The sequence below is a fragment of the Streptomyces sp. NPDC041784 genome (assembly GCF_055591025.1).
This window is the reverse complement of the sequence record NZ_JBVJAB010000006.1, coordinates 236,841-258,573: the sequence shown is the minus strand read 5'-3', so window position 1 is coordinate 258,573 and position 21,733 is coordinate 236,841. Positions and strand designations below refer to the sequence as shown.

Sequence of the window (21,733 nt, the reverse complement as noted above, 5' to 3'; positions counted from 1 at the left end):
GTGATGCTGTGGTTGTTGCTGGGGGTGTGGGGGGAGACGGGGGTGCCGGGTCTCAGCGCTGGACGGCCGCCCGCAGTTCGGTGGGCGTGGCACCGGCGACGACGGCGCTGGGTGCGCTGCCGCGGCGCTCCAGCGCGGCCGAGACGAAGGCGAGGAGCAGGGCGGCCGCGGCCAGGGCGGCGCCGACCCAGTTGGGGGCGGTGTAGCCGAGGCCGGCGGCGATGACGAGCCCGCCGAGCCAGGCGGACAGGGCATTGCCGAGGTTGAAGGCGCCGATGTTGACGGCCGAGGCGAGCGTCGGGGCGCCGTGCGCCTGGTCGAGGACCCGCTTCTGGAGCGGCGGGACGGTGGCGAAGCCCAGGGCGCCGATCAGAGCGATCGTGACGGCCGCGAGGACCTTGTGGTGCGCGGTGAGCGTGAAGAGCGCCAGAACGACCGCCAAGGCGCCCAGGGAGACGTACAGGAGGGGCATCAGGGCGCGGTCCGCGAACTTGCCGCCGACGAGGTTGCCGACAACCATGCCGAGCCCGAAGAGGACCAGCAGCCAGGTGACCGAGCCGTCGGCGAAGCCGGCCACGTGGGTCATCATCGGCGCGATGTAGGTGATGGCCGCGAAGACACCGCCGAAGCCGAGGACGGTCATCGCCATGGCGAGCAGAACCTGGGCGTTCTTGAAAGCGGCGAGTTCGTGGCGCAGGCGCACGCCCTCGGCGCGCGGCATCTCGGGAACCAGCTTGGCGATGCCGGCCAGGCCGACGACGCCCAGGGCGGCGACGACACCGAAGGTGACCCGCCAGCCGACGCTCTGCCCGACGAGCGTGCCGAGCGGGACGCCGACGACGTTGGCGACGGTGAGACCGGTGAACATCATGGCGATGGCGCCGGCCTTCTTGTCCGGTGCGACCAGGTCGGCCGCGACCACGGAACCGATGCCGAAGAAAGCGCCATGGGCGAGCGAGGCGACCACCCGGCCGATCAGCATCACGGCGAAGGTGGGGGCGACCGCGGAGAGCAGGTTGCCGACGATGAACAGGCCCATCAGCAGCATCAGCATCCGCTTGCGGGAGACCTTGGTGCCGAGGACGGTCATCAGCGGGGCGCCGAACATCACGCCGAGCGCGTAGCCGGTCACGAGGAAGCCGGCCGTGGGGATGGAGACCCCGAAGTCGCTCGCGACCTCGGGCAGCAAGCCCATGATCACGAATTCGGTGGTGCCGATTCCGAAGGCCCCTATCGCGAGGGCCAGAAGCGCGAGAGGCATGGGGGATAACCTTCCCAGACGATTGCAGGAGCGCTTTGCGTGCGTCCACAATAGTTGCATACGCGGGCTATCTGCAACCGACGACTATTGCGCGGCTGCTCTATCCTGGTGTCAGCCGCTCCGGGACGGAGGACCCCATGACTGCGACGGACCCCGCGCTCACCGCCCTCGCTCAGGGCTGGTCCGCCCTTGCCCTGCTGCACGGGAGGATCGAGGCCCACATCGAGCGCGCGCTCCAGACCCGGCACGACCTGAGCGTGCGCGAGTACTCACTGCTCGACGTGCTCAGCCGGCAGCACGACGGCGAGGGCGGCCATCTGCAGATGAAGCAGGTCGCCGACGCCGTCGTCCTCAGCCAGAGCGCCACCACCCGGCTCGTGACGCGTCTGGAGGACCGCGGACTGCTCGAGCGCTACCTCTGCCCCACCGACCGGCGCGGCATCTACACGAACGTCACCGAGGCCGGACTGGAGCTGCTCGACGCGGCCCGGCCGACCAATGACGCGGCGCTGCGCGAGGCCCTCGACGAGGCCGCCCTGAACCCCGAACTGGCCCCACTGGTGCGGGTCGTGGAATCCCTCAAGGTGCCCGCCGCCGCATAGGGTGCGGGCCATGGGAGATCTTGAAATCCGAGCCGCCGCCACAGAGGACATCCCCGCGATCGTCGGCATGCTCGCGGACGACCCGCTGGGCGCACAGCGCGAGTCGCCCGACGACCTCGCCCCGTATGCCGCGGCGCTGGAACGGCTCAGCGCCGACCCCAACCAGCGTGTGGTCGTGGCCGTCCGGGAGGGACGCGTGGTCGGCACGCTTCAACTGACGATCATTCCCGGGCTGTCCCGGCGCGGCGCGACCCGGTCCATCATCGAGGGCGTGCGCGTGCACGCCGACGAGCGCGGCAGCGGGCTGGGAACCCGGTTCCTCGAGTGGGCCATCGAGGAATCCCGGCGGGAGAACTGCCAGTTGGTGCAGCTCACCTCGGACAACACCCGCACCGATGCCCACCGCTTCTACGAGCGGCTGGGCTTCGAGGCCTCGCACGTGGGCTTCAAGCTCATGCTCTGAACCAGGCGCTGGACCAGGCTCAGGCTCCGAACGCAGGAAGCGCTCTGTTTCACGTGAAACAGAGCGCTTCTCCTGGCGGGGCAGCCGTCAGCCGATCCCCCGCCATCCCTCCGGGTCCACCCCACCGGGCACAGCCGCCCCCTCGTCGTACGGCGCACGCGTGAACACGAACGAGGCGACGTCCAGGTGGTCCACGGTTCCGTCGGGCCGCCGTACGGCCCGCAGAAGCTCTCCGGCGAAGTACCCCTCCATCCCGGTCCAGGTGCCGTCCCCGTTCGGCCGGAACCGGGAACGGCGGCCGCCGCCGGACAGCGGCCCCAGGGAGAGCAGCCCATCGGCCATCACCCGCAGCACGGAGGGGCTGGTGCCCCAGTACCACTGACCCGCCAGCTCCAGCACGGAACGGTCCACGTCCCGCAGCGGCCGCCACGGCTCCGGAATCCGCGGCTCGGCCTCCGCGACGATGCGGACGAGATCGGCGGCCACCTGGGACAGCAGCGGCCCGGAGGTGCAGTTGGCGAGCACCACCGCGGCGACGTCGTCCGCCACGCCGATGGTGAGGCTGGCCAGGAAGCCCGGCACCGATCCGGAGTGACCCACGAGCAGCCGGCCGTTCTGGTGCTGGATCTGAAGGCCGAGCCCATAGCCGGCACCGGCCCCGAGATCGGCGATCTCGGACGGAGCCGCGGGTGCCCGCATCTCCCGCAGGGTCTCCACGCCCAGCACCCGGTCGTCACCCCGCGCCAGGAAGGCGGCGAACCGGGCGAGGTCGGCGGTCGTGGACCAGAGCTGGCCGGCGGGGGCCATCGGTCCGTAGTCCTCAGTGGGCTCGGGGAGCATCACATCGGCCCAGGGGTGCACCGCCCAGCCGCCCGCGGCAGGCGCCTGCGGTCGCATGCTCGTGCGGTCGAGGCCCAGAGGTTCGAGCACTTCACGCCGGAGTACCTCCTCCCAGGGAGCACCGCGCAGCTTCTCGACGAGGGCACCCAGGACGGCGTATCCGGGGTTCGAGTAGTGGTGCCGGCGTCCGGCGGGGTGCGGGGCGGGCTGCTCGCCGAGGACGTCGGCGAGTTCGGGCCGCAGGGAGCCCGGTGTCCGTTCCCACCACGGTCCGGGCGTCTCGGCGGCCAGTCCGCCCGCGTGCGCGAGCAGTTCGGCGATCGTGATCTCCCCCGCGCCGGTTCCGGGCAGGTGCTTCTCCAGCGGGTCACCGAGATCGAGCGCGCCCTCGTCGCGCAGGCGCAGCACGAGAACGGCGGTGAAGGTCTTGGTGATCGAGCCGATGCGGTACTGCACGTGCTCGTCCGGGCCGTGCCCGTCGACCGAGGTCCGTGCCCCGTGCCAGACGGCCCGCCCGTCCCGGACTACGGCGGCGACCAGTGACGGCGCCCGCCCCTCGGCCTGGGCGACGGCGATCCGGTGCAGCAGCGCACGCCGTGTGCCGGGGAGCAGCTCTTCCTGAGGTGTCGTCATGGCCCCAGTCCACCCGCCCGCGCGGCCCGCGTCGAATCCATTCCGCCCGGGGCGGGGTGTAGGGTCTCGCCGCCGATGACATGTCGATCTTCTGTGACCTGCTGGTTCTCTGTTGTCTCACCGCGATGTCACCCAAGATCAGTCTCAGATCGATGCCATTTCCTCGGCGGAACGATGAGTCTGCGGCTGAGCCACCGAGCACGAGGACTACATGTGAGCTCAGATCGCGCACCGATGAGCTTCCCGCGCCGCGCCGGTCTGTAGGCGTGAGACCGACTCACGGAAGGCTGGCGCCATGCGGAAACTGATCTACGGCATGAACCTGACCTTGGACGGCCACATCGCCGCGCCGGGCGACGACATCGGCTGGAGCGTGCCGAGCGACGAGCTGTTCCAGTTTTGGTCCGACCAGTTGCAGGCGACCGACCTGTCGCTGTACGGGCGCAAGCTGTGGCAGACGATGAGCTCCTACTGGCCGACCGGCGACCAGCAGCCCAACGCCACCCCGGCGGAGATCGAGTTCGCGCGCCGCTGGCGGGACATGTCGAAGGTGGTGTTCTCCTCGACGATCGACAAGGTCGACTGGAACACCCGCCTGGTCACCGGCGACGCGGTCGCCGAGATCACCCGGCTCAAGGCCGAGGACGGCGGCCCGATGGACATCGGCGGCGCGACGCTCGCCGGGGCGGCCATGCGGGCCGGGCTGATTGACGAGTACGTGCTGGCAACCGCGCCGGTCCTGGTGGGCGGCGGCACGCCGTTCTTCACCGCGCTGGACAACTGGGTGAACCTGAACCTGGTGGAGACGCGGACGTTTCCCGGCGGCGTGATCCTGACCAGGTACGAGACGAGGCGCTGAGCAGCAGCACCCACGCGCTGGTCTCACGGCGATGTCGTCCACGACATCGGCACGACACGGCCCGTGAGATTACGACATCAGCCGCGAGACCCTACAGGGCCGGGGATCAGGTCTGCGCCATGTCCACGAAGCGCGAGTAGTGGCCCTGGAAGGCGACGGTGATCGTGGCCGTCGGGCCGTTACGGTGCTTGCCCACGATGATGTCCGCCTCGCCCGCGCGCGGCGACTCCTTCTCGTACGCGTCCTCGCGGTGCAGCAGGATCACCATGTCGGCGTCCTGCTCGATCGAGCCGGACTCACGCAGGTCGGACACCATCGGCTTCTTGTCGGTGCGCTGCTCGGGACCACGGTTGAGCTGCGACAGCGCGATGACCGGTACCTCCAGCTCCTTGGCCAGCAGCTTGAGGTTTCGGGACATGTCCGAGACCTCCTGCTGACGGCTCTCGGAGCGCTTGGAGCCACCGGACTGCATCAGCTGGAGGTAGTCGATGATGACCAGCCTGATGTCGCTGCGCTGCTTCAGCCGACGGCACTTCGCCCGGATCTCCATCATCGACAGGTTCGGGGAGTCGTCGATGAACAGCGGCGCGGAGGAGACCTCGGGCATCCGGCGCGCCAGGCGCGTCCAGTCCTCGTCCGTCATGGTGCCGGACCGCATGTGATGGAGGGCGACGCGGGCCTCGGCGGACAGCAGACGCATCGCGATCTCGTTGCGGCCCATTTCGAGGGAGAAGATGACGCTCGGCAGGTTGTGCTTGATCGACGCCGCGCGCGCGAAGTCCAGCGCGAGCGTGGACTTTCCCATCGCGGGTCGGGCGGCGATGACGATCATCTGACCCGGGTGCAGACCGTTGGTGAGCGAGTCGAGGTCGGTGAAGCCGGTGGGTACACCGGTCATCTCGCCGCTGCGCGAGCCGATCGCCTCGATCTCGTCGAGGGCGCCCTCCATGATGTCGCCGAGCGGGAGGTAGTCCTCGCTGGTGCGCTGCTCGGTGACGGCGTAGATCTCCGCCTGGGCGCGGTTGACGATCTCGTCGACGTCGTCGTCGGCCGCGTATCCCATCTGGGTGATGCGGGTGCCGGCCTCCACCAGGCGGCGCAGCACCGCGCGCTCGTGCACGATCTCCGCGTAGTACTCGGCGTTGGCCGCGGTCGGCACCGTCTGGACGAGGGTGTGCAGATACGACGCCCCGCCGACCTTGTTGATCTCGCCGCGCTTGGTCAGCTCGGCGGCGATCGTGATGGGGTCGGCCGGCTCGCCCTTCGCGTAGATGTCGAGGATCGCCTGGTAGATCGTCTCGTGCGCGGGCTTGTAGAAATCGTGGCCCTTGAGGACCTCGACGACGTCGGCGATGGCGTCCTTGGACAGGAGCATGCCACCGAGGACGGACTGCTCGGCGTCGAGGTCCTGCGGCGGTACGCGCTCGAAGGCGGTGCCGCCGCCCTCCCAGTCGCCGCTCTCCCGGCCCCGGTCGTGCTGTTCGTCCCGGCCGCGGCCGCTGTCGCCGCGCCGGCGGGCAGCGGGCAGACGATCACTGGGTCCGCTGTCGGCCCACGGGTCGTCCAAGGGCTCGGAAATGCTCACCCCGAGCCACCTCCTCCCGTCCGCCGAGCGGACCTCGCCGTGCCTTCTGTTCTACGGCACGACACTGACAATTGAGAGGCCCAACTCCGGTTGCAGCACGTCGGTTTTGTGAGGGTTTCATCGGCCGACGAACGGAGCGGGCGCCGGACCACGGTAGGCCCGCGGGCACCGTCAGCCAATCTGGTTATCCACAGGCCATGTGGACGACTGGCCCTATGCTGTGGACAACTCCGCAAAACCTGTGCACGACCCGGTGGACAGCGCTGTGAACAAGCCCTCTCCTTTTCCCATCCGACCTCCCCGACCTGCATGTTTCCCATCCACCGGCTGTGCAGAAGAAAAACTTCCCCAGTCGGGCCAAGATCGCTTCGAACAGTGTGTGAGACGACGCACCACCCAACGGCGAGTAAGGGTCATACCTCGATTGCATCTCTTACCTGTGGACGATTAGATTGGTGGTCATGACACAGGCTCCCGCGACCACCAGGGCCCCCCGGCGACAGCACGATCGAGAGATCGTCGCACTGGCCGTCCCGGCCTTCGGCGCGCTCGTCGCCGAGCCCCTCTTCGTCCTGGCGGACAGTGCGATCGTCGGCCATCTCGGCACCGCCCAGCTCGCCGGACTCGGCATCGCCGCCGCCCTCCTCACCACCGCCGTCAGTGTCTTCGTCTTCCTCGCCTACGCCACCACGGCCGCCGTCGCCCGCCGGGTGGGCGCCGGTGATCTCCCCGCCGCGATCCGCCAGGGCATGGACGGTATCTGGCTGGCCCTCCTCCTCGGCGCCGCCGTGATCGTCGCCGTCCTTCCCACCGCCCCGGACCTCGTCGCCCTCTTCGGCGCCTCGGACACCGCAGCCCCCTACGCGACCACGTACCTGCGCATCTCGGCGCTCGGCATTCCGGCCATGCTCGTCGTCCTCGCCGCGACCGGCGTCCTGCGCGGACTCCAGGACACCCGGACCCCGCTGTACGTCGCGGTCGGCGGCTTCGTCGCCAACGGGATACTCAACGCCGCTCTCGTCTACGGCGCGGATCTCGGCATCGCCGGCTCCGCCTGGGGCACCGTGATCGCCCAGTGGGGCATGGCCGCGGTCTACCTCGTCGTGGTGGTCCGGGGAGCACGACGGCACGGTGCCTCGCTCCGCCCCGACGCCGCCGGCATCAGGGCCTCCGCGCAGGCCGGCGTCCCCCTGCTGGTCCGTACGCTCTCGCTGCGCGCGATCCTGATGATCGCCACCGCCGTGGCCGCCCGCCTCGGGGACGCCGACATCGCCGCCCATCAGATCGCTCTGTCCCTGTGGAGCCTGCTCGCCTTCGCCCTCGACGCCATCGCGATCGCCGGGCAGGCCATCATCGGACGCTATCTCGGCGCGGGAGACGCTCAGGGCGCACGCGACGCCTGTCGACGCATGGTCGAGTGGGGCATCGGCGTGGGTGTCGTGCTCGGCCTGCTGGTCGTGGTCGCCCGGCCGCTGTTTCTGCCCCTGTTCACCAGCGACCCGGGTGTGAAGGACGCGGCGCTGCCGGCCCTCCTCGTCGTCGCGCTCACCCAACCGGTCAGCGGCATCGTCTTCACGCTGGACGGCGTACTGATGGGGGCGGGGGACGGCCCGTACCTCGCCCGGGCCATGGTGTGCACGCTGGCCGTCTTCACACCCGTGGCGCTGCTGATACCGCTCCTCGGTGGGGGACTCACCGCGGTGTGGGGTGCGATGGCGCTGATGATGGTGGTCCGGATGCTGACGCTCTGGCTACGGGCCCGCTCGGGCCGCTGGATCGTCACCGGCGCGACCCGCTGACGTTTCACGTGAAACAGACGCCTGGAACCGACTGCCGGAGCCATCGGCCAGCGGCCGTCACCGTCAGCCCTCAGCCCTCAGCCCTCAGCCCTCAGCCCTCAGCCGGAGTCGGCCTCCTAGGGGCCGTTTCACGTGAAACATGAAGGAGGGGCCGCACCCCAGCGGGTGCGGCCCCTCCTCGGCTCTTCAAGCCGAACAGCTCTTCAAGCCAAGTGCGGCGATCAGGCCGCGACGACCTCGATGTTGACCTTGGCGGCAACCTCGGGGTGCAGACGCACGGACGTCTCGTGGGCGCCCAGGGTCTTGATCGGCGTGCCCAGCTCGATGCGGCGCTTGTCGACGTCGGGGCCACCGGCAGCCTTGATCGCGGAAGCGATGTCGGCCGGCGTGACGGAACCGAAGAGACGACCGGCGTCGCCGGAGCGGACGGCCAGACGGACCTTGACGCCCTCGAGCTGGGCCTTCACCGTGTTGGCCTGCTCGATGGTCTGGATCTCGTGGATCTTGCGAGCGCGACGAATCTGCTCGACGTCCTTCTCGCCACCCTTGGTCCAGCGGATCGCGAAGTTCCGCGGAATCAGGTAGTTGCGAGCGTAACCGTCCTTGACGTCGACGACGTCACCGGCGGCACCGAGGCCGGACACCTCGTGAGTGAGGATGATCTTCATATGTCGGTCACCCTTCCCTTATCGCGCCTGGGCGGTGTACGGCAGCAGCGCCATCTCACGGCTGTTCTTGACGGCCGTGGCGACGTCACGCTGGTGCTGCGTGCAGTTGCCGGTCACGCGGCGGGCACGGATCTTGCCGCGGTCGGAAATGAACTTCCGCAGCATGTTCGTGTCCTTGTAGTCCACGTACGTGACCTTGTCCTTGCAGAAAGCGCAGACCTTCTTCTTAGGCTTGCGCACAGGCGGCTTCGCCATGGTGTTTCTCCTGTGTGATCAAGAAGTGTGGGTACGGCCCACCCTCCGACCCGGACCGGCCCGAAGGCCGGACGCGAAGGTCTAGAAGGGGGGCTCGTCCGAGTAGCCGCCGCCGCTGCCGCCGCTGCCGCCGCTGCCGCCGGAGTTTCCACCCCAGCCGCCACCGCCGCCGCCCTGGTTGCCACCGGCGGGAGCGCTGGTGGCCCACGGGTCGTCGGCGGGAGCGCCGCCGCCGGGCTGACCGCCGCCGGAGCCACCGCCCCAGCCGCCGCCACCCTGGCCGCCACCGCCGCCGTAACCACCCTGGCCACCGCGTCCGCCGCCGCCGCTGGTCTTGGTGACCTTGGCCGTGGCGTTGCGCAGGCTGGGGCCGACTTCCTCGACGTCCAGTTCGAAGACCGTGCGCTTGACACCCTCACGGTCCTCGTAGGACCGCTGCTTCAGCCGGCCCTGCACGACGACGCGCATGCCTCGCTGGAGCGACTCCGCGACGTTCTCCGCCGCCTGGCGCCAGACCGAGCAGGTCAGGAACAGGCTCTCGCCGTCCTTCCACTCGTTCGTCTGGCGGTCGAAGGTGCGGGGGGTGGACGCGACACGGAACTTCGCGACCGCCGCACCGGAGGGGGTGAAGCGCAGCTCGGGGTCGTCGACAAGATTGCCGACGACCGTGATGACGGTCTCGCCTGCCATGGGGGAACCTCTCGGCGGGTTTGCTGCTGCTGGCTGCTTGTGCTGCTACTCAGAGTCCCGAGATCAGCTGAGCGAGGACGCTCAGTGGGTCTCGGGGCGGAGGACCTTGGTCCGGAGGACCGACTCGTTCAGGTTCATCTGGCGGTCGAGCTCCTTGACGACCGCAGGCTCGGCCTGCAGGTCGATGACCGAGTAGATGCCCTCGGGCTTCTTCTTGATCTCGTACGAGAGACGACGACGGCCCCAGGTGTCGACCTTCTCGACCTTGCCGTTGCCCTCACGGACGACGGAGAGGAAGTTCTCGATCAGGGGGGCGACAGCGCGCTCCTCCAGATCGGGGTCGAGGATGACCATCACCTCGTAGTGACGCATGTGGAACCCACCTCCTTTGGACTCAGCGGCCACGGTCGATCCGTGGCAGGAGGGTTGTGATGCGTTCGCAACGGTATCGGCCGCCACTGACAGTGGGGGGTCGCGTGGCGACATCCCCGCGCTGAACTGGGCGGAGTTCCTGGCTGTGCCTGGGCAGACACCGGTGCAGAGGGTACAGAGTACCTGGACACCGGCTTCCGGTTGAAATCCGGCCGGGGGAACCGCCAATCTGTACACATCGGGTGTGTATGGCGCTACGATGCGCCGCCTTCCGCAGGAGGTGCCCTATGGCACAGGCATTGCGACCCAACACCGGAGTCGGTTCCCTCTTCGCCACCGACGGCAAGTCCCATCCCGTCCAGGACACGCTCATGGCCGTGACCCTGGTCCTGGGGGTGGTGTCCTTCGTCACGGCGCAGTTCGACAGCCTCCATCTGCTCAGCTCCTGGACAGGTCTGGTGGGGATCCTGACCGGCGCGTACGGACAGTGGATCTCCGAGACCACCCGTGAGCGCTTCTTCCTGATCCTGGGCCTCGGTGCCTCCGGCGTCGGCTTCTTCCTCGGCATGTCGGACGGCGGCCTCTTCGGCGGAGTGTGATGACCGGGCGGGCACCGGACCCGGCCTCACGCACACCGTCGTCCACCGAGGGCGCGTAGAACACCTACGAACCCTGCCGTAACGCCCCGGCCACCCCTGGGCCGGGGCGAAGGTGCCGTACGCCCAGTCGGGCCAGGCGCAAGGCGCAGTAGGCTTCGGCGCGAGAGCCAGGAGCCCCTGTACCCATGGGGACACACCAGCCCGAGGAGCGCCCCGAATGAGCCTGACCCTGAGGACCATCAGCCGCGAGCAGCATCTGGCATACATCCAGAGCCTGCCGGCGGCGAGTCACATGCAGGTTCCGGCCTGGGCCGATGTCAAGGCGGAGTGGCGTTCGGAGAGCCTCGGCTGGTTCGACGAGCGGACCGGTGAACTGGTCGGCGCGGGTCTGGTCCTCTACCGCCAGCTGCCCAAGATCAAGCGCTACCTGGCCTATCTGCCCGAGGGCCCGGTCATCAACTGGTACGCGCCGAATCTGACCGAGTGGCTGGAGCCGATGCTCGCGCACCTCAAGCAGCAGGGCGCCTTCTCCGTGAAGATGGGCCCGCCGGTGATCATCCGGCGCTGGGAGGCCGCCTCCATCAAGGCGGGCATCCAGAACCCGGACGTGAAGCGGCTGCGGGACATCGAGGCCGACTTCATCGAGCCGCGCGCCTTCGAGGTGGCCGACAAGCTGCGCCGTATGGGCTGGCAGCAGGGCGAGGACGGCGGCGCCGGCTTCGGTGACGTCCAGCCGCGCTACGTCTACCAGGTGCCGCTGGCGAACCGTTCCCTTGAAGAGGTCCACAAGAACTTCAACCAGCTCTGGCGCCGCAACATCAAGAAGGCCGAGAAGGCCGGCGTCGAGGTCGTCCAGGGCGGCTACCACGACCTCGAGGAGTGGCAGCGGCTGTACGAGATCACGGCCGTGCGCGACCACTTCCGGCCGCGCCCGCTGTCGTACTTCCAGCGCATGTGGACGGCCCTCAACACCGAGGACCCCAACCGGATGCGGCTGTACTTCGCCCGCCACAACGGTGTGAACCTCTCGGCGGCGACCATGCTGATCGTCGGCGGGCACGTCTGGTACTCCTACGGCGCCTCCGACAACATCGGCCGCGAGTTCCGTCCGTCGAACGCCATGCAGTGGCGGATGCTGCGCGACGCCTACGCGCTCGGTGCCACCGTCTACGACCTGCGCGGCATCTCCGACTCGCTGGACGAGACCGACCACCTCTTCGGCCTGATCCAGTTCAAGGTCGGCACGGGCGGGCAGGCCGCCGAGTACCTCGGCGAGTGGGACTTCCCGCTGAACAAGCTGCTCCACAAGGCCCTCGACATCTACATGTCGCGCCGCTGACGTCACGTTCGGTGATTCCATAGCTCCGAACGCCTCTCCGACACCTCTGACACCTCTGACACCTCTGAGGTCGTTCCCCACACCGCAGCCACGAGAAAGGTCCCAGGTCCGGCCATGGCGCTCACGCTCTACGTCGACACCGCGCGCTGGCGGGCGCATCACAAGCACGTGCAGGAGCAGTTCCCGGGGCTCGTCCCGGTCTGCAAGGGCAACGGCTACGGCTTCGGGCACGAGCGGCTGGCGGAGGAGGCCACACGGCTGGGCTCGGACGTCCTCGCCGTCGGCACGACGTACGAGGCCGCGCGCATCAAGGACTTCTTCGGCGGCGACCTGCTGGTGCTGACGCCGTACCGGCGCGGCGAGGAGCCCGTCCCGCTGCCCGACCGGGTGGTGCGCTCTGTGTCCTCGGTCGACGGCGTGTACGGCCTCGTGGGCGCCCGGGTGGTCATCGAGGTGATGTCGTCGATGAAGCGGCACGGCATCAGCGAGCAGGATCTGCCGCAGCTGCACTCCGCGATCGAGAACGTCCGGCTCGAGGGCTTCGCCATCCATCTGCCGCTGGACCGCACCGACGGCTCCGACGCCGTCGAGGAGGTCATCGGCTGGATGGACCGGCTGCGCGCGGCCCGGCTGCCGCTGCACACGATGTTCGTCAGCCACCTCAAGGCCGACGAACTCGCCCGGCTCCAGCAGCAGTTCCCGCAGACCCGGTTCCGCGCGCGGATCGGCACGCGGCTGTGGCTGGGGGACCACGAGGCGACCGAGTACCGCGGCGCCGTCCTGGACGTCACACGGGTCGCCAAGGGCGACCGGTTCGGCTACCGGCAGCAGAAGGCGGCCTCGGACGGCTTCCTGGTGGTCGTGGCGGGCGGTACGTCGCACGGTGTGGGCCTGGAGGCCCCCAAGGCCCTGCACGGCGTCATGCCGCGTGCCAAGGGCGTCGCACGGGCCGGTCTGGCCACCGTGAACCGGAACCTCTCGCCGTTCGTGTGGGGCGGCAAGCAGCGCTGGTTCGCGGAGCCGCCGCACATGCAGGTGTCCATCCTGTTCGTCCCCGCGGACGCGCCGGAGCCGACGGTCGGTGACGAGTTGGTGGCCCATCTGCGGCATACCACCACGCAGTTCGACCGCATCGTGGACCGCTGAGCCACACCGCGACAGCACGAAGGCCGTACACGGGAATCCCGTGTACGGCCTTTTCCATGGCCGGGCAGCGCCCTGTTCGCTCAGGGCGAACTGTCGACGGCGTCCTGCTTGCCCCACTCCACCTGGGGTCCCTCGAAGTGGGAGGCGTGCCGGGGCGGATGCGCGGCCGCGCCCAGGACGAAGGCGTCGTCCGCCCCGTCGAGCACACCGCCCGAGGGGTCGTCGTCGCCTGCCTGGCGCACGACGTCCCGCTCCGGCATCAGGATGTCCCGTACGACCACGACGCACAGATAGAGCGTGCCCAGCAGGTGCGCGGCGATGGCCCAGTGGTAGCCGTCGGTGGGCAGTCCCTTGTGGGCGTCTCCGCTGGTCGTGTACGCGAGGTACATCCAGATCCCCAGGAAGTACGCGACCTCGCACGCCTGCCAGATCAGGAAGTCCCGCCACTTGGGCCGGGCCAGCACCGCCAGCGGCACCAGCCACAGGACGTACTGCGGCGAGTAGACCTTGTTGGTGAGGATGAAGGCCGCCACCACCAGGAAGGCGAGCTGGGCGAAGCGGGGGCGGCGCGGCGCGGTCACCGTCAGCCACGCGATGCCGAGGAAGCACAGCACGACCATGAGCGTGGCCAGCGTGTTGACGCTGTCGGTGGTGAGGGGGTCGCTGGAGTTCTGGGCCAGGATCAGCCAGAACGAGCCGAAGTCGACGCCCCGCTCCTGACTGAAGCGGTAGAACTTCGACCAGCCCTCGAAGGCGAAGAGCATCACCGGCAGGTTCACCACCAGCCAGGCGACGGCCGCGCCGCCGACCGCCTTCCCGAAGTCCCGCCACTTGCCGGCGCGCAGGCACAGCAGGAACAGCGGGCCGAGCAGGAAGACGGGATAGAGCTTGGCGGCCGTGGCGAGCCCCAGGAGGACACCGAAGGCGAGGGAACGGCCCCGTGCCCACATCATCATCGCCGCGGCCGTCAGAGCGACCGCCAGCAGGTCCCAGTTGATGGTGGCGGTGAGGGCGAAGGCCGGCGCCAGAGCGACCAGCAGGCCGTCCCAGGGGCGCCGGGCGTGCGTACGGCTCACACAGACGGCGATGACGGCCGCACAGGCCATCAGCATCCCGGCGTTGACCATCCAGTACCACTGCTCCTGGTGCTGGATGCTGCCGCTGCCCGGGGTCAGCCAGGCGGCCACCTCCATGAACACACCGGTGAGGACCGGGTACTCGAGGTAGTCCATGTCACCGGGGAGCTTGTCGAAGTACGGCACGAGCCCGTCGGCGAAGCCCCGCCCCTGGTAGAGGTGCGGGATGTCCGAGTAGCACGCGTGCGTGTACTGGGAACTGGCGCCGAAGAACCAGGCGCCGTTGTAGCAGGGCGCCTTCTGGATCAGGCCGAGGGCGAACATCCCGATCGCCACGAGCGCGACGACCCGTACGGGGGTCCACCAGGACGTCCCGAGCAGGGCCCGCCGCCCCAGAGGGCCACCGATCAGCTCACTGCCGGCCGCGGCCACCTTGTCGTCCCTGGTCGGCCGTACCAGCTCCGGCTCGTGCACGCGCGTCGGCGTCGATTCTGCACTGGGCATGGGCCACATCCTGCCGTACGGACCTAGGAAAAAGCCGAGGGCCGCCCCACCTGATGCGGTGGGGCGGCCCTCGTTTCACGTGAAACATGCACCTGTTTCACGTGAAACACCCGTCTTGGGTGACGGCGTGGCTAGCCGGCAGGACCTCCGAAGAAGTTTCCGCCGTTCTGGTTGCCTCTGGAGTCGTCCTCCGTCGCCGTTTCGGTGGGTGTCGGGCTGGTTTCCCCTGTGCCACCGATGGAGTTCCCGCTGTTCGTTCCGCCCGAGTTGTCCTGGCAGTCGAAGAAGCTGCTGCAGGTCTCGCTCTGCGAGGGCGAGGGCTCGACCTCCGGTTCGGTGAGGGTCGGGGACGGCGACGGTTCGGTCTCCTCGGTCTCGGTCACCGAGGGAGTCGGGGTCGGGGACGGCTCCGCGTTGACGATCTCACCGATGGGCTCGGGCGCCGGGAAGTCCTTCGCCGGCTCGCCCTCCAACGCCTCTTCCATGTAGTCGTGCCAGATCTGGGCCGGGAACGAGGCGCCGTGGATCTTCTTCTGACCACCCGTGCCGAACATCTCCAGGAACGAACGGTTCTTGTTCGACTCGTCGTCGTCCAGCCGGAACATGGTGACCGCCGTCGACAGCTGCGGCGTGTAGCCGACGAACCAGGCGGACTTGTTGCCGTCGGTGGTACCGGTCTTGCCGGCCACCTCGCGACCGGTCAGCTGGGCGTTGGTACCGGTGCCCTTCTCGACAACGGTCTTCAGGACGTCGGTGACGTTGTCGGCGACCTTCGAGGTGAACGCCTGCTCCGTCTCGTTCTTGTGCGTGAAGATCTGGCCCTTCTTGCTGGTGACCTTCTCGACGGAGTACGGGTCACGCTGCTTGCCGCTGGCGGCGAAGGTGGCGTAGGCGCCCGCCATACGGATCGCGCTCGGGTCGGAGATGCCGATCGAGAACGACGGGAAGGTGGAGCCGGTCAGGCTGTCCTCCCGCAGGCCCGCCTTCATGGCGGAGTCCTTCACCTTGTCCAGGCCGACGTCCTGGCCGAGCTGCACGAAGGCGGAGTTCACCGACTCGCGCATCGCCTCACGCAGGTCGATCTTGAACTCGGGCGCAGTGCCGTAGGAGACGTTGCCGTCGTTGGTCTGAAGCCACTCCTCGCCCTTCTCGTTCTTCCAGACCGAGCCGTCGTAGTTCTCGATCTTGAGCTTGTTCTGACCGCTGAACAGGCTCTCCGGGGAGACGATCGTGCGTTCGTCCTGCGCCTGCGACGACCCCAGCTCGGGGTCGCGCACGCCCCAGGTCATCGCGGACGCCAGTACGAACGGCTTGAAGGTCGAGCCGACCTGGGCACCGGTCTGGTCGGCGTTGTTGGTGAAGTGCTTGGTCGCGTCCTCACCGCCGTAGACGGCCCGGATGGCACCGGTGGCCGGGTCCACGGACGCCCCGCCGAACTGGACGTGCGTGTCCGTGTCCGGGCGTTCCTTCGGCTTGATGTTGGCCTTCTGGACCTTCGTGACCGCCTCTTCGAGGTCCGTGACCTTCGACCTGTCGAAGGTCGTGTAGATCGAGAAGCCGCCCTGCTGGAGGTCGTTCTGGGTGATCCCGGTCTTGGCGCTGTTGCTGACCAGGTAACCGTTGGCGAGGTCGACGAGGTAGCCGATCTGCCCCTTCAGGTCGGTGTTCGACCGGGGGTTCTCCCACTTGGGAAGCGTCGTGTACTTGGCCCGTGTCGCAGCGTCGAGATGGCCGTACTCGACCATCTTGTCGAGGGTGTCCTGCATCTGGAGCAGGGCACGCTTCCTGTTCTTCTCGGGCGTGGCGTTGGTCGGGTCGATGGAGGACGCACCCGCCGGGTCGTAGTACGTGGCACCCTTCAGCATCGCGGACAGGAAGGCGCACTCACCCGGGCTGAGGTCGACCGCGTCCTTGTCGAAGTACGCGCGGGCGGCGGCCTGGATCCCGTAGGCGTTGCGCCCGTAGTAGGCGGAGTTCAGGTAGCCGGCCATGATCGTGTTCTTGTCGAGCTTGGCGCCCACCTTGATCGACACGAAGATCTCCTTGAACTTCCGGGAGATCGTCTGCGACTGGTCGTTGAGCATGGCGTTCTTGACGTACTGCTGGGTGATGGTCGAGCCACCCTGCGTCTGTCCGCCCCGGGCCATGTTGAACACGGCGCGCGCGATGCCCTTGGGGTCGATGCCGCTGTCGTCGTAGAAGGTCTTGTTCTCCTGCGAGATCACCGCCCAGCGCATCTCCTCGGGGATCTGCGAGAGATCGATGATCTGACGGTTCGCCTCACCACCGGTGGCAACCATCTGGCTGCCGTCCTTCCAGTAGTAGACGTTGTTCTCCGCCTCCGCCGTGTCGTCGACCTTCGGGATGCCCACCATGGCGTAGCCGATGCCCGCCACGGCCACGAGGCTGCCGATGAAGCCCACGAACAGGCCGGCCACGAGCTTCCATGACGGCATCCAGCGCTGCCAGCCGTCCCGGTCGGCGCGCGGATAGTTGATCAGACGCTTCCTGCCGGGCGCGGTACGTCCTCTGCCCCGGCCGGGCCCGGTCGAGCCGCCGCGGCGGCCCCCTGCGGGCTCGGCCGTTCTGCGCCGCCCGCCCGAGCTTCTCTGGGTGGCGCGCCCTGACTCGGAGCGGCCGCCGTACGACTGCTCCTCGCTTCCGGACCCGTGACCCAACCCATAGTCGGAAGGAGATCCGGTGGCGCCTCGCGGTGCCGCGCGGCGGCCGGAGGACGGACCGGACTGGCCGCGTCGGGCCGCGGCACGTCCGCCTCCCTGCGGCTGCGGCGGTTTGCGACGGTGCTCGCTCATCGAACGATTACTCCTAGGGCAGGCGCATCCGTGCGCGCCTGAAAAGGGCGGCTGGTTTCCTGTCCCCCCGAAGTACGGATGCGGTCGGTCGCGCATTCACCCGTACGGCACCGGGGGCCTCGACGCCCCCCGGCGTCCCATGGGTCCCGGTGGTGTGCATGGCGCACAGACTACGCACCGTCAAAACCTGCCTAGGCCCGAGGTTCGCCTCAAATCAGGCAAGTCGCCTGCAACGAATCGGTGATGTGATCCCGTTCACCATCTCCCCTCTTGTCCCATCCGGAAGGCCGTTCTATCGTCGTGATGTATCGAGTCGATACATCAGCGCGACATAAGCGAGCCAAGGACGAGAGGAGGCGACGATGAGCCGGCGTTCCGGCATCCTCGAGTTCGCCGTACTCGGCCTGCTCCGCGAGTCCCCGATGCACGGCTATGAGCTGCGCAAACGACTCAATACGTCACTGGGTGTGTTCCGTGCCTTCAGCTACGGCACTCTCTACCCCTGCCTCAAGACGCTGGTCGCCAACGGCTGGTTGATCGAGGAACCGGGGAGCACCCCCGAGGACGCCCTCGCCGCGCCACTCGCAGGGCGTCGCGCCAAGATCGTCTACCGGTTGACGGCGGAAGGTAAGGAGCACTTCGAGGACCTGCTCTCGCAGACGGGACCCGACGCGTACGAGGACGAGCACTTCGCGGCTCGTTTCGCCTTCTTCGGGCAGACCTCGCGCGACGTCCGTATGCGAGTCCTCGAAGGCCGCCGCAGCCGGCTGGAGGAGCGCCTGGAGAAGATGCGTGCCTCTCTGGCACGCACCCGGGAGCGCCTCGACGACTACACGCTCGAACTCCAGCGCCACGGGATGGAGTCCGTGGAACGCGAAGTGCGCTGGCTGAACGAGCTGATCGAGAGCGAGCGGGCCGGACGGGACCTCAAGGGTTCCGCCTCCGGAGGATCCGCTCAGCAGGACACCACATCTGGATCGACGGGCGGCCTGCCCCGTCCCGGGGACATCCCCGGGACGGATACGCCCGGCGACACCGCCACGTGAGCGCCCACTCAGGGCCTCACTCGTACACACAGGGAGCAACCGGAATGGGTTCGGTTCGCGTAGCCATCGTCGGCGTGGGCAACTGCGCCGCGTCGCTGGTGCAGGGCGTCGAGTACTACAAGGACGCCGACCCGGCGTCCAAGGTCCCGGGCCTGATGCACGTGCAGTTCGGGGACTACCACGTCGGTGACGTCGAGTTCGTCGCTGCCTTCGACGTCGACGCGAAGAAGGTCGGCCTCGACCTCTCGGACGCCATCGGTGCCAGCGAGAACAACACCATCAAGATCTGCGACGTCCCGAACAAGGGCGTCACGGTCCAGCGCGGCCACACCCTCGACGGTCTCGGCAAGTACTACCGCGAGACCATCGAGGAGTCCGCCGAGACCCCGGTCGACGTGGTCCAGATCCTGAAGGACAGGCAGGTCGACGTCCTCGTCTGCTACCTGCCCGTCGGTTCCGAGGACGCGGCGAAGTTCTACGCCCAGTGCGCCATCGACGCCAAGGTCGCCTTCGTCAACGCCCTGCCGGTCTTCATCGCCGGTACCAAGGAGTGGGCGGACAAGTTCACCGAGGCGGGCGTCCCGATCGTCGGCGACGACATCAAGTCGCAGGTCGGCGCCACCATCACGCACCGCGTGATGGCGAAGCTGTTCGAGGACCGCGGCGTCCGTCTTGAGCGCACCATGCAGCTCAACGTCGGCGGCAACATGGACTTCAAGAACATGCTCGAGCGCGACCGCCTGGAGTCCAAGAAGATCTCCAAGACGCAGGCCGTCACCTCCCAGATCCCCGACCGGGACCTGGGCGAGAAGAACGTCCACATCGGCCCGTCCGACTACGTCGCGTGGCTCGACGACCGCAAGTGGGCGTACGTCCGCCTCGAGGGCCGTGCCTTCGGTGACGTCCCGCTGAACCTGGAGTACAAGCTCGAGGTCTGGGACTCCCCGAACTCGGCGGGTGTCATCATCGACGCCCTGCGCGCCGCGAAGATCGCCAAGGACCGCGGCATCGGCGGCCCGATCCTGTCGGCGTCGAGCTACTTCATGAAGTCCCCGCCGGTCCAGTACTTCGACGACGAGGCCTACGCCAACGTCGAGAAGTTCATCCGCGGCGAGGTCGAGCGCTAGCTCGGCCCCGAACCGAAAGTTCGCTCCTGCCAGGGCTGAGAAGGGTCCCCGGGTCGCACGACCCGGGGACCCTCCCCGTATGTGAGGCTGTGCCCATGGCCGTCGTCCGCGATCTGCGCGTCCTGCTGCGCCTGGGCAACTTCCGGCGTCTGCTGACCGTACGGCTGCTCTCCCAGTGCGCCGACGGCGTCTACCAGGTCGCGCTCGCCACGTACGTCGTCTTCTCCCCGGAGAAGGAGACCTCGGCCGGCGCGATCGCCTCGGCGATGGCGGTCCTGCTGCTGCCGTACTCCCTGGTGGGCCCCTTCGCCGGCGTCCTGCTCGACCGCTGGCGCCGCCGGCAGGTGTTCCTCTACGGCAATCTGCTGCGCGCCCTGCTGGCCTCCGCGACCGCCGTCCTGATGGTCAGCCATGTGCCCGACTGGCTGTTCTACGTCTCCGCGTTGTGCGTCACCGCGGTCAACCGCTTCGTCCTCGCCGGACTGTCGGCCGCCCTGCCCCGGGTGGTCGACGCCGAGCGCCTGGTGCTGGCCAACTCGCTCTCCCCGACCGCCGGAACTCTGGCCGCGGTCGCGGGCGGCGGGCTCGCCTTCGTCGTACGGCTGCTGGTGGCGGACAGCGACGCCGCCGTGGTGCTGCTGGGCTGCGCGCTCTACCTGTGCGCCGCGCTCGCCTCCCTGACCATGGCCGTGGACCTCCTCGGGCCCGAACGCGACCTGGTCCCCACCCGGTTGACGGCCGCCCTCCACGGCACCGCTCACGGGCTCGCCTCCGGCGTACGCCACTTGTCCCAGCCGAAGCGACGGGAGGCCGCCTGGGCGCTCGGGGCGATCTCGCTGATGCGGTTCTGCTACGGCGCCCTGACGGTCATGGTGCTGATGCTGTGCCGCTACGCCTGGTCGTCCGAACCGGACCAGGGCCTGGCCCTGTTGGGGGCGGCCGTGGCCGTCTCCGGTGTCGGTTTCTTCGTGGCCGCGGTGGTGACCCCGTGGGCGGCCGGACTGCTGGGACCGGGCCGCTGGATCGTCGTCTGCTCGGCGGCGGCCGCCCTCCTGGAGCCTGCCCTGATGCTCCCGTTCGCCCAAACCACCATGTTCGCCGCGGCATTCGTACTGGGACTCGTCACCCAGGGCGCCAAGATCGCCACCGACACCATCGTCCAGTCCTCGGTGGAGGACCGCTTCCGTGGCCGGATCTTCTCGCTCTACGACGTGCTGTTCAACGTCGCCTTTGTGGGAGCCGCCGGCGTGGCCGCCCTGATGCTGCCACCGAACGGCCGCTCCCCGGCACTGGTGGTAACGGTCGCCGTTATCTACGCGGCAATTGCTGGGGCAATGGCACGTTTTGAGCGCCAGTAAGTGTCACATCAAGGATACAGACTGCCCCTCGGTTGGAGCATTGTCAGTGGGCCCCGGTAGCTTACGTGCGTCTTACAGCGCGTCTGTTTTCGCGCCACACACCTAAGTTCCAGGGGGACCCCCATGTCGACTCCGCCGCCGCCCCAGGGCCAGAACCCGTTCGCGCAGGGCCAGCCTCAGGCCCCGTACCCGCCGCAGCAGGGTGCCGTGCCGTACGCGCCGGTTCCGGAGCAGCCGCGTCGCAAGATCACCTTCAAGCTGGTCAAGAATGTCGTCATCGTGCTGGCCGTCGCCGGCGCGGCGATAGGCGGCTACATGGCCAGCCGGGACGACGCCAACACGGCGGCGGTCGGCGACTGCATGCACCGTGGCAGCAGCAACGACAGCAACCCCGACCTCGAGGTCGTCGAGTGCAGCTCCACGAAGGCGCAGTACATCGTGCTGGCCAAGGTCGAGGGCACGTTCACCTCGCTCACCGCGGACAGCAAGTGCGAGGAGAAGGCCAAGGACTTCCAGTACTCGTACACCGAGAGCGGTGACAGCAGCGACTTCCTGCTCTGCCTGAAGGACTACACGAAGTAAGGCAGCTGTGGAGAGGGGCGGTGTTTCACGTGAAACACCGCCCCTTCGCATATCCAGAGGACGCCTCGCCGGGCCGCGAAACGGGGTCATGTTTCACGTGAAACATGACCCCGTTT

The 21,733-nt window shown here is 68.4% G+C and carries 20 protein-coding genes; 11 read left to right on the top strand and 9 right to left on the bottom strand.

Going from position 1 to position 21,733, the window contains the following annotated elements; all coding sequences use genetic code 11:
• Nucleotides 1-52: 52 nt before the first annotated feature.
• On the bottom strand, nucleotides 53-1,261 hold the full coding sequence (locus tag ACZ6D7_RS15615; RefSeq protein ID WP_469490214.1) for an MFS transporter: 1,209 nt from the start codon (nucleotides 1,259-1,261) through the stop codon (nucleotides 53-55).
• Nucleotides 1,262-1,398: 137 nt separating this feature from the next.
• Between ACZ6D7_RS15615 and ACZ6D7_RS15610 the strand changes: the two genes are divergently transcribed.
• Both ACZ6D7_RS15610 and ACZ6D7_RS15605 read left to right on the top strand, forming a co-directional pair.
• A complete protein-coding gene (locus ACZ6D7_RS15610; RefSeq protein WP_469490211.1) occupies nucleotides 1,399-1,863 on the top strand; it encodes a MarR family winged helix-turn-helix transcriptional regulator in 465 nt (154 codons plus the stop codon).
• Nucleotides 1,864-1,873: 10 nt separating this feature from the next.
• Nucleotides 1,874-2,326, top strand: a complete 453-nt coding sequence (locus ACZ6D7_RS15605; protein ID WP_469490208.1) for a GNAT family N-acetyltransferase — start codon at nucleotides 1,874-1,876, stop codon at nucleotides 2,324-2,326.
• Between the two features lie 87 nt (nucleotides 2,327-2,413).
• Here the strand turns inward: ACZ6D7_RS15605 and ACZ6D7_RS15600 are convergent, their stop codons facing one another.
• Complete coding sequence (locus tag ACZ6D7_RS15600; protein WP_469490206.1) at nucleotides 2,414-3,799, bottom strand: serine hydrolase domain-containing protein; 1,386 nt, start codon at nucleotides 3,797-3,799, stop codon at nucleotides 2,414-2,416.
• A gap of 295 nt (nucleotides 3,800-4,094) precedes the next feature.
• On the opposite strand from ACZ6D7_RS15600, the gene ACZ6D7_RS15595 reads away from it, so the two are divergent.
• Entirely contained in the window at nucleotides 4,095-4,658 is a 564-nt protein-coding gene (locus ACZ6D7_RS15595) for a dihydrofolate reductase family protein (RefSeq protein WP_469490203.1), read from the top strand.
• A gap of 106 nt (nucleotides 4,659-4,764) precedes the next feature.
• Here the strand turns inward: ACZ6D7_RS15595 and dnaB are convergent, their stop codons facing one another.
• Nucleotides 4,765-6,243 (bottom strand): replicative DNA helicase, encoded by a 1,479-nt coding sequence (gene dnaB, locus ACZ6D7_RS15590; protein WP_469490197.1) that lies wholly within the window; start codon nucleotides 6,241-6,243, stop codon nucleotides 4,765-4,767.
• Nucleotides 6,244-6,704: 461 nt separating this feature from the next.
• Here dnaB and ACZ6D7_RS15585 point away from each other — a divergent pair, with 461 nt between their 5' ends.
• Nucleotides 6,705-8,042 (top strand): MATE family efflux transporter, encoded by a 1,338-nt coding sequence (locus ACZ6D7_RS15585; RefSeq protein ID WP_469490192.1) that lies wholly within the window; start codon nucleotides 6,705-6,707, stop codon nucleotides 8,040-8,042.
• Between the two features lie 221 nt (nucleotides 8,043-8,263).
• Here ACZ6D7_RS15585 and rplI read toward each other — a convergent pair whose 3' ends face one another.
• The 4 genes from rplI to rpsF form a co-directional block, all read right to left on the bottom strand.
• Nucleotides 8,264-8,710 carry a 50S ribosomal protein L9 gene (gene rplI / locus ACZ6D7_RS15580; protein WP_469490189.1) on the bottom strand — a complete coding sequence of 149 codons (447 nt, stop codon included), beginning with the start codon at nucleotides 8,708-8,710 and terminating at the stop codon, nucleotides 8,264-8,266.
• Nucleotides 8,711-8,728: 18 nt separating this feature from the next.
• Nucleotides 8,729-8,965, bottom strand: a complete 237-nt coding sequence (rpsR, locus tag ACZ6D7_RS15575) for a 30S ribosomal protein S18 (protein ID WP_020130672.1) — start codon at nucleotides 8,963-8,965, stop codon at nucleotides 8,729-8,731.
• Between the two features lie 81 nt (nucleotides 8,966-9,046).
• Nucleotides 9,047-9,655, bottom strand: a complete 609-nt coding sequence (locus ACZ6D7_RS15570; RefSeq protein WP_469490186.1) for a single-stranded DNA-binding protein — start codon at nucleotides 9,653-9,655, stop codon at nucleotides 9,047-9,049.
• Nucleotides 9,656-9,736: 81 nt separating this feature from the next.
• Nucleotides 9,737-10,027 carry a 30S ribosomal protein S6 gene (gene rpsF, locus ACZ6D7_RS15565; protein ID WP_005482942.1) on the bottom strand — a complete coding sequence of 97 codons (291 nt, stop codon included), beginning with the start codon at nucleotides 10,025-10,027 and terminating at the stop codon, nucleotides 9,737-9,739.
• Between the two features lie 287 nt (nucleotides 10,028-10,314).
• Between rpsF and ACZ6D7_RS15560 the strand changes: the two genes are divergently transcribed.
• From ACZ6D7_RS15560 to ACZ6D7_RS15550, 3 genes are all read left to right on the top strand, one after another.
• Nucleotides 10,315-10,626, top strand: a complete 312-nt coding sequence (locus ACZ6D7_RS15560) for a hypothetical protein (protein ID WP_469490183.1) — start codon at nucleotides 10,315-10,317, stop codon at nucleotides 10,624-10,626.
• A 217-nt stretch (nucleotides 10,627-10,843) separates the two neighbouring features.
• Nucleotides 10,844-11,965, top strand: a complete 1,122-nt coding sequence (gene femX, locus ACZ6D7_RS15555) for a peptidoglycan bridge formation glycyltransferase FemX (RefSeq protein WP_469490180.1) — start codon at nucleotides 10,844-10,846, stop codon at nucleotides 11,963-11,965.
• Between the two features lie 114 nt (nucleotides 11,966-12,079).
• Nucleotides 12,080-13,111 (top strand): alanine racemase, encoded by a 1,032-nt coding sequence (locus ACZ6D7_RS15550; protein ID WP_469490177.1) that lies wholly within the window; start codon nucleotides 12,080-12,082, stop codon nucleotides 13,109-13,111.
• Nucleotides 13,112-13,191: 80 nt separating this feature from the next.
• On the opposite strand, the gene ACZ6D7_RS15545 is transcribed toward ACZ6D7_RS15550, so the two are convergent.
• Together ACZ6D7_RS15545 and ACZ6D7_RS15540 are read right to left on the bottom strand one after the other, a co-directional pair.
• On the bottom strand, nucleotides 13,192-14,691 hold the full coding sequence (locus tag ACZ6D7_RS15545; protein ID WP_469490173.1) for a glycosyltransferase family 87 protein: 1,500 nt from the start codon (nucleotides 14,689-14,691) through the stop codon (nucleotides 13,192-13,194).
• 131 nt (nucleotides 14,692-14,822) lie between these two features.
• Nucleotides 14,823-17,504, bottom strand: a complete 2,682-nt coding sequence (locus ACZ6D7_RS15540; protein WP_469490170.1) for a transglycosylase domain-containing protein — start codon at nucleotides 17,502-17,504, stop codon at nucleotides 14,823-14,825.
• Between the two features lie 362 nt (nucleotides 17,505-17,866).
• Here ACZ6D7_RS15540 and ACZ6D7_RS15535 point away from each other — a divergent pair, with 362 nt between their 5' ends.
• The 4 genes from ACZ6D7_RS15535 to ACZ6D7_RS15520 all read left to right on the top strand — a co-directional run bounded on the left by ACZ6D7_RS15535 (nucleotide 17,867) and on the right by ACZ6D7_RS15520 (nucleotide 21,617).
• On the top strand, nucleotides 17,867-18,550 hold the full coding sequence (locus ACZ6D7_RS15535; RefSeq protein ID WP_469490167.1) for a PadR family transcriptional regulator: 684 nt from the start codon (nucleotides 17,867-17,869) through the stop codon (nucleotides 18,548-18,550).
• A gap of 44 nt (nucleotides 18,551-18,594) precedes the next feature.
• Nucleotides 18,595-19,677, top strand: coding sequence for an inositol-3-phosphate synthase (locus ACZ6D7_RS15530; protein WP_469490164.1), 1,083 nt, complete (start codon nucleotides 18,595-18,597; stop codon nucleotides 19,675-19,677).
• Between the two features lie 95 nt (nucleotides 19,678-19,772).
• A complete protein-coding gene (locus ACZ6D7_RS15525; protein WP_469490162.1) occupies nucleotides 19,773-21,035 on the top strand; it encodes an MFS transporter in 1,263 nt (420 codons plus the stop codon).
• A 123-nt stretch (nucleotides 21,036-21,158) separates the two neighbouring features.
• Nucleotides 21,159-21,617: an LppU/SCO3897 family protein gene (locus tag ACZ6D7_RS15520; protein WP_469490159.1), complete on the top strand. Its 459-nt coding sequence runs from the start codon at nucleotides 21,159-21,161 to the stop codon at nucleotides 21,615-21,617.
• The last annotated feature ends 116 nt before the right edge of the window (nucleotides 21,618-21,733 follow it).